Genomic DNA, 12,448 nt, shown 5'->3' on the forward strand with positions numbered 1-12,448 from the left:
TAACGGGTGGAGGCGGAAAGCGAACGATGGCAAACATACTCGTAGTTGATGATGAAATGGGCATCCGCGAGCTGCTCTCGGAAATCCTGGGAGACGAAGGTCATGCAATCACGCTGGCGGAGAACGCGCAGCAGGCACGGGAAGCGCGCGCGGCCGGCGCGCCGGACCTGGTCCTGCTCGATATCTGGATGCCCGACACCGACGGCGTCACCCTGCTCAAGGAGTGGCAGCGCGACGGCTTGCTGACCATGCCGGTCATCATGATGTCGGGCCACGCCACCATCGACACGGCCGTCGAGGCCACCCGCATCGGCGCCCTGAATTTCTGGAAAAGCCGATCGCGCTGCAAAAAGCTGCTGAAAGCCGTGCAGCAGGGCCTGACCCGCGCCCGGGAAGTGGCACGCGCCCCGGTGCCGCCGCCGCGCCCCGTGATGGCGGCCCCGAGCATCGAAGCCGCCCCTGCCAGCGCGCCCATGTACGCGGCCCAGCCGATGGCGGCGCCCCTGAACGGCGCCGGGGTCGGCGTGGTCGGCCATGGCGAGACCCAGGGCTACACGCTCTCGTTCGACCTGCCGCTGCGCGAGGCGCGCGACGCCTTCGAACGCATGTATTTCGAACACCACCTCGGCCGCGAAGGCGGCAGCATGACGCGCGTGGCCGAAAAGACCGGCCTCGAGCGCACCCACCTGTACCGCAAGCTCAAGCAGCTCGGCGTCGAACCGGGCAAGCTGGGCAAACGCGGCGGATGATGGAGGAGACGGGGCAGGGCGGCTCCTCGCCCGCGGCCCCGTCGGTCTCATCTTCCGCTGTCTCGTCAGTTCGTCGGACGATGACTACTCTGGTTGTCGGCCCCGACGCCGCCCGTCGCGAAGCGGCGATTGCACAAGCGCTGGAATTACCGGATTTGCGCGAAGATCGCGTCGCTATCCTCCTTGAAGGCATGCCAAGTGGCACTTCCCCCTTCGAATCTTCTGAAAATCTCCTGATTTCACGCATTGCTCCGGGGTGCCTTTGCTGCGCCGGGAATCTCGTGATGCGTGTTACATTGAATCGTCTGTTGCGCCAGCGACCGGCGCGCCTGTTCATCGGCGTGGCGAGCGCGGAGCATCTTGACCAGTTGAGATCGTGGTTGAGCACCGCGCCATACGATCAGCTGTTGGCTCTTACGCCTGACCTCGACTCTTGAAATCGGGTGGGCGACCCCCACCTCTTCAATGAAGTCGAAAGCCAGCCGCCCGCCGCCGCGCGACTGGTCCAACACTGACCGAGAGAAGGAGTCATCATGAACATGATCTACAACAGCGAACAGTACAGCGTCGTCGAATTTGGCGTCGATCGCGACCTCGAAGCCCTGCGCTTCGGCGGTTACGAGATCGTCGACAAAGCCGGCCGTCGCGAAGCGTTCATCGGCGGCAAACTGGCACAATCGTTCCGTCGCGATGTGAACAATCTCATCGCCAGCGAGCCGACCATGGAGGAAATCGACGATTTCCTGGGCTCCTACGACACCCTGATGAGCCAGCCGGTCGTGCTGCACTAAGCAGTCCGTCCACCCACCAGGAGAGCCAGACACAAGAAGGGCCAGGGACCTCCAACAGGACGCAGGCGCACCCGGCGCCGTGCCCGCCCTGCCGCCCCACCTGCAGCCCGCAGGTCCATGCCCCGCGCGGGCCATCGTGAGTCCACGCCGCCCGCGCCGCCCCTCCGCGAACCCGCGCCATGGTAAGCTGCCTGCCATGTGCCAACTGCTTGCAATGAACTGCAATGTCCCGACCGACATTGTGTTTTCCTTCACCGGCTTCGCCCACCGCGGCGGCCGCACCGATACCCACCACGACGGCTGGGGCATCGCCTTTTTCGAAGGCGCCGGCGTACGCCACTTCGTCGATCACCAGGCCGCCATCGCCTCGCCGATCGCCGAGCTGATCAAGCGTTACCCGATCAAGTCCACCAACGTCATCGCCCATATCCGCAAGGCCACGCAGGGCAGGGTCGCGCTCGAGAACTGTCACCCCTTCGTGCGCGAACTCTGGGGCCGCTACTGGGTCTTTGCCCACAATGGCGACCTCAAGGAGTTCCAGCCGAACCTGGACGGCGCCTTCCGCCCGGTCGGCACCACCGACAGCGAACTGGCCTTCTGCTTCCTGCTGCAGGAATTGCGGCGCCGCTTCGGCGACATGCCCCCCGCGCTGCCGGCCCTGCGCGCCGCGCTCGCGGAACTGGTACAGGCTGTCTCGGATTACGGCACCTTCAACATGATGCTGTCCGACGGCAGGGCGCTGTTCGCGCATTGCTCCACCAAGCTGTGCTACGTGGTGCGCCAGTATCCGTTCACCGCCGCCTGCCTGTCCGACGAAGACCTGTCGGTCGACTTTTCCCAGGTGACGACGCCGAACGACCGCGTCGCCATCATCGTCACCGAGCCACTCACCACCAACGAAACCTGGACGCCATTCGCGGCGGGTGAATTGCTGGTGTTCGTGGACGGGGCGCCGGTCGCGCCGGCCTAGTGCCGGGCACTTTTTTCGTGCACGTCGATGCCGAAAAGCCACTAATTGCCGAGAATCAGGTAGAGTGATCGGCTCTACCTGACCACCGGACCGCAATGACCGATACCGCCAGCCTCGACCAGGCATCCCAGCCTCTCCAGCTGCGCAATTTCTTCCTGGCGCGCCAGCCGCTGCTCGACCGCAACGGAGCGCTCTTCGGTTACGAACTCCTGTTCCGCAATACCTCGGCAAACGAAGCCGACATCGATTCCGACCTGTCGGCCAGCGCCGGCGTCCTCGCCCACGCCGCCCAGCTCGGCCTGGCGCGCGCGGTGGGCGATGCCCAGGCCTTCCTGAATGTCGACACCGAAGTGCTGATGAGCGACATCTTCGCCTTCCTGCCGCGCGAGCGCACCGTGCTCGAACTGGTGGGCACGGTGGAGGCAAGCGAGCCGGTGCTGTGGCGCCTGGCCGAGCTGACCGGACACGGTTTCCGTTTCGCCGCCGAAGCATCACGCCATGGCAGCCGCCTGGGCCAACTGTTGCCGCTCATCGACTTCGTCAAGGTCGACCTGCGTGCGATGCCGGCGGCGACGATGCTGGCGCTGGTGCCGCGCCTGCGCGGCACGGGCAAGCGCCTGATCGCGGAGAAGGTCGAAAGCCAGGCCGAGTACAAGACCTGCCTCGACCTCGGCTTCGATTACTTCCAGGGCTTCTATTTCGCGCGGCCCTCGGTACTTACCGGACGCAAGCTGTCGCCCTCGCAGCAAGCCCTGGTCGAGCTGATGAACCTGGTCATGTCCGACGTCGACAATATCGACATCGAACGTGCGATCAAGCGCGACATGACGCTCTCGATCAACCTGCTGCGGATCGTCAACACGCCGGCGGCCGGCCTGCGTCAGCGTATCGATTCGCTCAGCCAGGCCCTGCTCGTGCTCGGACGGCGCCAACTGCAGCGCTGGCTGCAGATCATGCTTTATGCCGAGCCGGGCACGCGCGGGCCCGGCCATACGCCTCTTCTGATGCTGGCCAGTACCCGTGCGCGCCTGATGGAATTGCTGGCCCAGCGCCTGCGCCCTGGTCAGCGCCAGGTGGCCGACATCGCCTTCACGGTCGGTATCACCTCCCTGATGGACACGCTGTTTTGCGTGCCGATGGCGGACCTGGCCGAACAGATGGGGGTGAGCGACGAGGTGGCGGACGCGCTGCTGCGCCGCACCGGCTTCTTCGGCGAATTGCTGCGCCTGGCCGAGTCTTTCGAACAGATGGAAGAGGGCGGCGACGTGCTGCCGGCACTGCGCGAACTGGCCGCCAGCGGCGACGACCTGGCGGAACTGGAGATGGCGGCTTTCGAGTGGAGCGAGCAGGTGGTGCGCTACGCGCTGTAGAGCGCCTCACCAAGGTGAAGCCGCACGCGCGATGCGCGCGCCCTCCAGCCCAGCGTTGCGTCGCCTCGCCGTACTGTTGTACTGTCTGCGACGACGCGCCTTGCTCTGAAGGTTTTGTGGGGCGCTCTGGCCACCGCCGGTGGCGCCGCCGCGCGCAGACGAACGAGATAAACAGAGGTGTGATGGAAATGCTGCTGGAAGTGTCAGGGCTGGCCAAGTCCTATGGTGCGCGCCGCGCCGTCGATGGCGTGTCCTTCCGCCTGCGCGCCGGCCAGACGCTCGGCCTGATCGGTCCGAACGGCGCCGGCAAGTCGACCACGGTCGGCATGCTGTGCGGCTTGCTGCGCCCGGATGCCGGCGAAGTGCGCCTCGGCGGGGTTGCCGTCGGCCCCGGCGTCAACGCGGCCAAGCGCCGCATCGGGCTGGTGCCGCAAGACCTGGCGCTGTACGAGGACTTGCCGGCCCGGGACAACCTGATGCTGTTCGGCGCCCTCTACGGCATCGGGCGGAGCGAAGCACGGGTGCGCGCCGCGCGGGTGCTGGAGCAGGTGAACCTGCTCGACCGCGCGCGCGAGCGGCCCGCCACCTTCTCGGGCGGGATGAAGCGGCGCCTGAACATCGCCGCCGCCCTGATGCACGCGCCCGACCTCTTGATCCTCGACGAGCCCACCGTCGGCGTCGACCCGCAAAGCCGCAATGCCATCTTCGACATCCTCGAAGCTCTGAAGGCCAAAGGCTGCGCGCTCGTCTACACCAGCCACTACATGGAGGAAGTCGAACGCCTGGCCGACCACATCGTCGTCATCGACGGCGGCAAGGTGCTGGCCGACGACACCCCGGCCGGCCTGCAGCGGCGCCTGCCATCGCAGGCCGCGCTGCACGTCGAACTGATCGATCCGCCCGAGGCGGCATTGCTGGCCGGCCTGCGCGCATTGTCCGGGGTGACGGGCGTGCACATCGACGGCGCCCACCTCGAGATCGGCCTGGCCCACGAGAGCGACGCCCTGCCGGTGATGGGCTGGCTGGACCGTTCCAGCTGCCGCACGCAGGGCTTCGCCACCGCGCGCACCCGTCTCGAAGACATCTTCCTTCACCTTACCGGACGCAGCCTGCGCGACTGACATGACCGCCTTTCTCGCCCTGGTCCGCAAGGACCTGATCCTGTTCGTGCACGACCGCCGCGCCCTGCTCGTGAGCCTGGCGCTGCCGATCATCATCGCCACCTTTTTCGGCTTCCTGTTCGGCGGCGGCGACAAGCAGAACAGCGCCATCGAACTGGCCCTGGTGATGGAAGACGACAGCGGCACCGCCAAAGCCATCGCCGCCGGCCTGGAAGCGGACCCTGGCCTGGCGCTGGTGCGCATGACGGCGCAGCAGGCGCGCCAGGCGGTGCGCACGGGCGAACGCAAGGCCGCCATCGTCATCCCGGCGGGCTTTGGCGAAGCGGCCAGCGGCGCCCTGTTCGGTCCGGCCGAGAAGCCGGAAATCGGCCTGCTGTACGACCCCTCGCAGCCGGCCGTGCTGTCGATGGTCAAGGGCATGCTCACCCAGCAGGTGATGCAGGTGGTATCGAGCGAGATGTTCGGCGGCCCCGGTGGCCGCGAAGCCACCGAGCGCAACCTGGCCATGCTGAAGGAACAGCCGGAATCGGCTGACACGCTGGCGCTGCGCGACATCCTCGTCAGCGTGCAGAAGTACCAGGCCTTGCCGCAGCCGACCGACGGCGCGGCCGCCGCGCGCGGGATGTCGGTGCCGTTTACCACCAGCGACGAAGGCGTGGGCGGCGGCAAGCGCGCCGGCCCGGAGGGCTACAACGCCTTTGCCCATGCGTTTGCCGGCATGGGCGTGCAGTTCCTGCTGTTCATGGGCATCGACATGGGGGCGGGCCTGCTGCAGGCGCGCCGCAGCGGCGTCTGGAACCGCCTGCTGGCCGCGCCCGTGCCGCTGTCGACCCTGCTGCTGGCGCGCGCCGCCTCGAGCGCGCTGATCGCCTTTGGCGTCATGTGCGCGATCTTCGCCTTCGCCGTGCTCGTGTTCGATGTGGAGATCGCCAGTGTCGCCGGTTTCGCCGGCGTCGCGCTGTGCTTTGCACTGGTTACCGCCAGCTTCGGCGTCCTGATTGCCGCCTTCGGCAAGACGCCGGAGGTGGCGCGCGGCCTGGCGCTGTTCGCCACGCTGCTGATGGTGATGCTGGGTGGCGCGTGGATGCCGTCCTTCATGTTCCCGGTCTGGCTGCAAAAGGCCTCGGTGGCCGTGCCGACGCGCTGGGCGGTGGAAGGGCTGGACGCGGTCACCTGGCGCGGCCTCGACCTGGACGCGGTGATGCCGGCGATGGCGGCGCAGCTGGGCTTTGCCTTGCTGTTTGCGGTGCTGGCCGTATGGAAGTTCCGCCGTATAGAAGATTGAGAGCGCCTGAAAACGCCTCATGCCGGCGTTGCACCGTCTTGCCGTACTAGCGTACTGTCTGCGACGGTGCGCCTTGGCCTGAGGCGTTGTCAGACGCTTTCTGGTAGCGCCCGTAAAACCCTCAGGCGAGCCTGCTCAGCCCGTTGTACCGATCCACTGCTGGTGCAGGTCGGGATCGGTGCGCATTTCCCATAGTCCGAGCACGATGGCCGCGATGCCGACAACGAGCATGCTGGTGCTCATCGGGCGGTCGGGCACCACGCCGACCAGCCAGGGCGACACCGCCACCCAGGCACCGACGAGGATATTGACCAGCACTGCCCAGATATAGGTCTTGTAGAGATCGAAAGCGGCAAGAACGGCCATGATGCCGCCGGCAATGAATGCATTGATTGCGGGGGGCGAATAGCTCGGATAGCCCATCGCCCAGGGCGAAACGAAGAGCCAGAGTCCCAGCAGCAGGATGCCCTGGTCCTGCCAGCGCCGGGTAGCGAGGTGCATTGCCATGATGTCCTCCCTGCATGTCCTTCTCCTGATGAGGGCCGAGGCCCCACGGAATTAGGCAATATTTAACGGGAAAAGTTCAGCGCGCATCGCGTCGCCGCTGCGTGGGAGGCAGCCCGGCGCACGAGAGCGGTGGAGATAAAAATGCCTGGGGACGAGCGATCGTCCGCTAGGCATTGTTGCGTTTGCGGCCCGGTCGGGCCACGGCGCTCAGGACAGGTTCGGCGCCAGGTGGCGTTCGACCTCGCTCTTCTCCATGCCGCGGCGGCGCGCCATGTCGCTTACCTGGTCGTCGCCGATTTTGCCGACGACAAAATACTTCGAGTCCGGATGGGCAAGATAGAAGCCGGACACCGCCGCGCCCGGATACATGGCATATGACTCGGTCAGCTGCATGCCGATCTCCTCGGCCTGCAGGGTCTCGAACAATTCCTTCTTGACCGTGTGCTCGGGGCAGGCCGGGTAGCCCGGGGCCGGACGGATACCAAGATATTCTTCCGCGATCAGCTCGGCGTTGTTCAGGTCTTCGCCCGCCGCATAGCCCCACAAATCGGTCCGCACGCGCTCGTGCAGGTACTCGGCGAAGGCCTCGGCCAGGCGGTCGGCCAGCGCCTTGAGCATGATCGACGAGTAGTCGTCGTGGGCATCCTCGAAGCGCTGCTCGTGCTTCTCGATGCCGAGACCGGCGGTGACGGCAAACATGCCGATATAGTCGGCCACGCCGGACGCTTTTGGCGCGATGAAATCGGCCAGGCACTGGTTCGGACGCTGCACGCCGTCCACCACGGGTTTCACGCCTTGCTGGCGCAGGCCGTGCCAGGTGAAGGCCACTTTCTCGCGGGTTTCGTCCGTATAGATTTCGATGTCGTCGTCGTTCACGGTGTTGGCAGGCAGCAGCGCGATGGCGCCATTCGCCGTGAGCCAGCGGCCCTCGATGATCTTCTTGAGCATCGCCTGGCCTTCCTCGAACACTTTCGAGGCCGCTTCGCCGACGACTTCGTCGGTGAGAATGGCAGGGAAAGGACCGGCCAGGTCCCAGGTCTGGAAGAACGGACCCCAGTCGATGTAGCGCGAAAGCGTGCCGAGTTCCACGTTCTTGAACACGCGCCGGCCGATGAACTTCGGTTTCACCGGTGCAAAGTCCAGCTTGGCCTTGTTGGCGCGCGCCTGCTCGAGCGTGACCATCGGCAGCGCCTTCTTGTTGGCGTGCTGCTCGCGGATGCGTTCATAGTCGGCCTTGATCTCGGCCATGTACTGCAGGCGCGATTCCTCCGTCAGCAGCGACTGGCCGACCGACACCGAACGCGAGGCGTCCGGCACATAGACCACCGGGCCATCGTAGTGCGGCGCGATCTTGACGGCGGTGTGGGCGCGGCTGGTGGTGGCGCCGCCAATCAGCAGCGGGATGCCGCGCTCGCGGAACCACGGGTCGCGCTGCATCTCGCGCGCGACGTGGGCCATTTCTTCCAGCGAGGGCGTGATCAGGCCGGACAGGCCAACGATGTCGGCATTCTCTTCCTTGGCCTTGGCGAGGATGTCGGAGCAGGGCACCATCACGCCCATGTTCACGATCTCGAAGTTATTGCACTGCAAGACCACCGAGACGATGTTCTTGCCGATGTCGTGGACGTCGCCTTTCACCGTGGCGATCACGATCTTGCCCTTCGGTTTCGCCACGACGCCGGTGCGCTCTTCCTCGCGCGCCTTTTCTTCTTCGATATACGGCACCAGGTGGGCCACGGCCTGCTTCATCACGCGCGCCGATTTCACCACCTGCGGCAGGAACATCTTGCCCTGGCCGAACAGGTCGCCGACGACATTCATGCCGTCCATCAGCGGGCCTTCGATCACGTGGATCGGGCGGCCGCCGCTACTGGCCACGGCCAGGCGTGCCTCTTCGGTGTCTTCGACGATCCACTGGGTGATGCCGTGCACCAGCGCATGTGCCAGGCGTTTCGCGACCGGGGCATTCCTCCACTCGAGGTTCTGCTCCTGCTTGCCGCCGCCGGCCTTCAGGCTGCCGGCGAATTCGATCATGCGCTCGGTCGCGTCCTTGCGACGGTTCAGCACCACGTCCTCCACACGCTCGCGCAGCTCCGCCGGCAAATCGTCATAGACGCCGACCATGCCGGCGTTCACGATACCCATGGTCATGCCGGCCTGGATCGCGTGGTAGAGGAATACGGTGTGGATCGCTTCGCGCGCCGGATCGTTGCCGCGGAAGCTGAACGAGACGTTGGAAACGCCGCCCGACACTTTCGCGTGCGGCAGGTTCTTGCGGATCCAGCGGGTGGCATTGATGAAATCGACCGCGTAGTTGTCGTGTTCCTCAATGCCGGTGGCGATCGCGAAGATGTTCGGGTCGAAGATGATGTCTTCCGGTGGGAAGCCCACTTGCTCCGTCAGCACGGTATAAGCGCGCGCGCAGATTTCCGTCTTGCGCTCGAAGGTATCGGCCTGGCCCTGCTCGTCGAAGGCCATCACGATGACGGCGGCGCCGTAGCGGCGGCACAGTTTCGCCTGGCGGATGAATTCCGCTTCGCCTTCCTTCATCGAGATCGAGTTGACGATGGCTTTACCTTGCACGCATTTCAGGCCCGCTTCGATCACGCTCCACTTCGAGGAGTCGATCATGATCGGCACGCGCGAGATGTCCGGCTCCGAGGCGATCAGGTTCAGGAAGCGCGTCATCGCCGCCTGCGAGTCGAGCATCGCCTCGTCCATGTTGATGTCGATAACTTGCGCGCCGTTCTCGACCTGCTGGCGCGCCACCGACAAGGCCTCGTCGAACTGCTCGTTCAGGATCATGCGCGCAAACGCCTTCGAGCCGGTAACGTTGGTACGCTCGCCGACGTTCACGAAGAGCGAGGATTCGTCGACCGTGAACGGCTCCAGGCCCGACAGGCGCATGGCAACCGGCACGTCCGGCACCGTGCGCGGCCTGGCGGTCGAGAGCAGCCCGGAGATCGCCTGAATGTGCTCGGGCGTCGTGCCGCAGCAGCCGCCGGCGATATTGATGAAGCCGGCGTCGGCGAATTCGCGCAGCAGGGCCGAGGTGTCGGCGGGCAGCTCGTCGAACCCCGTGTCGCTCATCGGGTTGGGCAGGCCGGCGTTCGGGTAAATGCAGACAAAGGTATCGGCGATTTGCGCCAGCTCCTCGGCGTACGGGCGCATCAGCGCCGCGCCCAGCGCGCAGTTCAGGCCGATGGTCAGCGGCTTGGCGTGACGTACCGAATTCCAGAAGGCCGGAACGGTCTGGCCCGAGAGGATGCGGCCGGAAGCGTCGGTGACGGTGCCCGAGATCATGATGGGTTTGCGGACCTGCTCGGGATGCTCGTCGAAATACAGGTCGATGGCGAACAGCGCGGCCTTGCAGTTCAGGGTATCGAAGATGGTCTCGACCAGCAGCACGTCGACGCCACCATCGACCAGGCCGCGGACCTGCTCGTGATAGCTCGCGACCAACTGATCGAAGGTGATGTTGCGCGCTGCCGGGTCGTTCACGTCGGGCGAAATCGAGGCCGTCTTCGGGGTCGGCCCGAGGGCGCCGGCGACGAAGCGCGGTTTATCCGGCGTGCTGTATTTGTCGCAGGCGGCGCGCGCCAGTTTGGCGGCCTCGACGTTCATCTCATAGGCCAGGTGGCCCATGTGATAGTCGTCCTGGGCCACGCTGGTGGCGCCGAAGGTATTCGTCTCGATCAGGTCGGCACCGGCGGCAAGGTAGCGCTCGTGGATTTCCTGGATGACCTGCGGCTGGGTCAGCGTCAGCAGCTCGTTGTTGCCCTTGACGAAGAGTTCGCGATGTCCCGCGCTTTCCGGTGCGGCGAAGGCGGCGAAACGGCCATCCGGGCCGCCGCGGTAAGCCGTTTCGTCGAGTTTGTATTGCTGGATGATGGTGCCCATCGCGCCATCCAGGATCATGATGCGGCGCGCGAGGATCTCGCGCAGCTGGGTTTCGATCGGGGAGAAGGTGGCGTTCGGGGCAGTCATCGGTCGCTTTCTGGAGGCTGGCCACCTGGGACGGCGGCACGAATGGGGCGGTCTGAAATTATACGTCAATGCCGGGCATTGTTTTCCGGACCGCCGGGATAGTCGGCAGATTGTATCGTTATGTATTTATGCGCCCGATTGTTACACGACGTTACAAATCGTGGCTGTTTCGCAATTTTGCCGATACATACAGCGGTGACAATGAATACATGCCATGAGAAGTGTGGCACGTATTAACACGGGATCGAGAGCATGAACAAAGAGTACGAACCAGATTGGGACCAGTCTGCACTGCAAAGCCACGTTGTGGCTGCTCCTTCGAAGCACCAGCCAAGCGGTGTGAAGCAGATCGTCACGATCCGCCTCGACGTCGACATGTTGGAATGGTTCAAGGCGGCCGGTCCAGGTTATCAGACCCGCATCAACCAGGTCTTGCGCGAACACATGGACGCGCAACGCGCTGCGGTCGCCAGCGCCGAGTAAGCGCTAGTAAGGTGCAAGTGCAAACGCGTCCGAGGGGCGCGTTTTTCGTTTGTGGGGGATAGGTGGGGTTCGCGCTGCTGCGCATGTCATTTTGCAGGCGCTGGTGGTATGCCGTCGGCATGGCCAACTCGGTGCGGATGTCGGCGTGGGCACAGTGTGCCCACCCTACGGTTGTACGGATGTCCGGGTAGGCAGTCGTGACAGCCGGGGCTATCAAGGCGGGACTACCCATGCATCACGCGAACTGCAGGCCTTCGAGCGGGAAGCCCTTCAGGAATTCCGCGGCAGCCAGGCGCTTGCCGCCGGGCTTTTGTAATTGCAGCAGACGCAGCGCGCCTTCGCCGCAGGCCACCACGATACCGTCGGCGTCGGCCGCCAGCACTTGTCCAGGCGTGCCCCTGCCATCGGCAAGCTTTGCCTCCCAGATCTTGATCACAGTGCCATTGAGCGTGCCTTGTGCGGCGGGGAAGGGGTTGAAGGCACGCACCTTGCGCGCGAGCACGGGCGCCGGCAGGGTGAAGTCGAGCCGGGCTTCGTCCTTGCTGATCTTGGCCGCATAGGTCACGCCTTCCTCGGGCTGCACGGTTGCCGGCAGGTCGCCGCGCGCCATCCGTCGGAGTGCCTCGACGATCATCCTGCCGCCGAGCCCGGCCAGCTTGTCGTGCAGGGAAGCGGTGGTATCGTCCTGCCCGATCGCGACGCGCTCGATCAGCAGCATCGGGCCGGTATCCAGGCCTTCCTCCATCTGCATGATGGTCACGCCGGTCTCGACGTCGCCACTTTCAATGGCACGGTGGATCGGCGCGGCGCCGCGCCAGCGTGGCAACAGCGAGCCGTGGATATTGATGCAGGGTGCGATATCGAGCGTGCTGCGCGGCAGGATCAGGCCATAGGCCGCCACCACCATGGCGTCGTAGTCGAGTGCCACCAGGCGTTCATGGGCGGCGCGCGCTTCCTCGGCACGCTGCGGGTCTTTACTATCCATGCGCAGCGACAGCGGCTGCAGCACCTCGATGCCGTGCGCCAGCGCCAGCTGCTTGACGCTGGAAGCCTGCAGCTGCATGCCGCGGCCGGCCGGGCGGTCGGGCTGGGTCAGCACCGGGGGAATCTCGAAGCCGGCCTCGATCAGCGCGCGCAGGGCGGTAGCGGCAAATTCCGGCGTGCCGGCGAAGACGACTTTCATCG

Annotated in this window: 10 protein-coding genes and 1 pseudogene; 8 read left to right on the plus strand and 3 right to left on the minus strand. The window is 65.3% G+C overall.

What is annotated here, in order from left to right:
* The first annotated feature begins 26 nt into the window (after positions 1-26).
* The 7 genes from G4G31_RS07825 to G4G31_RS07855 all read left to right on the plus strand — a co-directional run bounded on the left by G4G31_RS07825 (position 27) and on the right by G4G31_RS07855 (position 6,286).
* Positions 27-749: a response regulator gene (locus G4G31_RS07825; RefSeq protein ID WP_182990946.1), complete on the plus strand. Its 723-nt coding sequence runs from the start codon at positions 27-29 to the stop codon at positions 747-749.
* An 80-nt stretch (positions 750-829) separates the two neighbouring features.
* A complete protein-coding gene (locus G4G31_RS07830; RefSeq protein WP_182990947.1) occupies positions 830-1,186 on the plus strand; it encodes a GTPase in 357 nt (118 codons plus the stop codon).
* A gap of 96 nt (positions 1,187-1,282) precedes the next feature.
* On the plus strand, positions 1,283-1,540 hold the full coding sequence (locus G4G31_RS07835; protein ID WP_027865841.1) for a DUF3567 domain-containing protein: 258 nt from the start codon (positions 1,283-1,285) through the stop codon (positions 1,538-1,540).
* Between the two features lie 196 nt (positions 1,541-1,736).
* Positions 1,737-2,510, plus strand: a complete 774-nt coding sequence (locus tag G4G31_RS07840; protein ID WP_182990948.1) for a class II glutamine amidotransferase — start codon at positions 1,737-1,739, stop codon at positions 2,508-2,510.
* Between the two features lie 95 nt (positions 2,511-2,605).
* Complete coding sequence (locus tag G4G31_RS07845) at positions 2,606-3,880, plus strand: EAL and HDOD domain-containing protein (RefSeq protein WP_182990949.1); 1,275 nt, start codon at positions 2,606-2,608, stop codon at positions 3,878-3,880.
* A gap of 182 nt (positions 3,881-4,062) precedes the next feature.
* Positions 4,063-5,001 (plus strand): ABC transporter ATP-binding protein, encoded by a 939-nt coding sequence (locus tag G4G31_RS07850; protein WP_202033716.1) that lies wholly within the window; start codon positions 4,063-4,065, stop codon positions 4,999-5,001.
* A gap of 1 nt (position 5,002) precedes the next feature.
* Positions 5,003-6,286 carry an ABC transporter permease gene (locus G4G31_RS07855; RefSeq protein WP_182990950.1) on the plus strand — a complete coding sequence of 428 codons (1,284 nt, stop codon included), beginning with the start codon at positions 5,003-5,005 and terminating at the stop codon, positions 6,284-6,286.
* A gap of 135 nt (positions 6,287-6,421) precedes the next feature.
* On the opposite strand, the gene G4G31_RS07860 is transcribed toward G4G31_RS07855, so the two are convergent.
* Together G4G31_RS07860 and metH are read right to left on the minus strand one after the other, a co-directional pair.
* Positions 6,422-6,793, minus strand: a complete 372-nt coding sequence (locus G4G31_RS07860; RefSeq protein WP_182990951.1) for an SPW repeat protein — start codon at positions 6,791-6,793, stop codon at positions 6,422-6,424.
* A gap of 207 nt (positions 6,794-7,000) precedes the next feature.
* Positions 7,001-10,711, minus strand: a complete 3,711-nt coding sequence (metH, locus tag G4G31_RS07865; protein ID WP_374011301.1) for a methionine synthase — start codon at positions 10,709-10,711, stop codon at positions 7,001-7,003.
* Positions 10,712-11,119: 408 nt separating this feature from the next.
* On the opposite strand from metH, the pseudogene G4G31_RS28955 reads away from it, so the two are divergent.
* Positions 11,120-11,263 (plus strand): annotated as a pseudogene (locus G4G31_RS28955) (BrnA antitoxin family protein); the annotation flags it as partial.
* A 235-nt stretch (positions 11,264-11,498) separates the two neighbouring features.
* On the opposite strand, the gene fmt reads toward G4G31_RS28955, so the two are convergent.
* A complete protein-coding gene (gene fmt / locus G4G31_RS07875; RefSeq protein WP_182990954.1) occupies positions 11,499-12,446 on the minus strand; it encodes a methionyl-tRNA formyltransferase in 948 nt (315 codons plus the stop codon).
* Positions 12,447-12,448 lie beyond the last annotated feature (2 nt).

Origin of the sequence: Massilia sp. Se16.2.3, assembly GCF_014171595.1 — a bacterium.
In the GTDB taxonomy this organism is placed as follows: Bacteria; Pseudomonadota; Gammaproteobacteria; order Burkholderiales; family Burkholderiaceae_D; genus Telluria.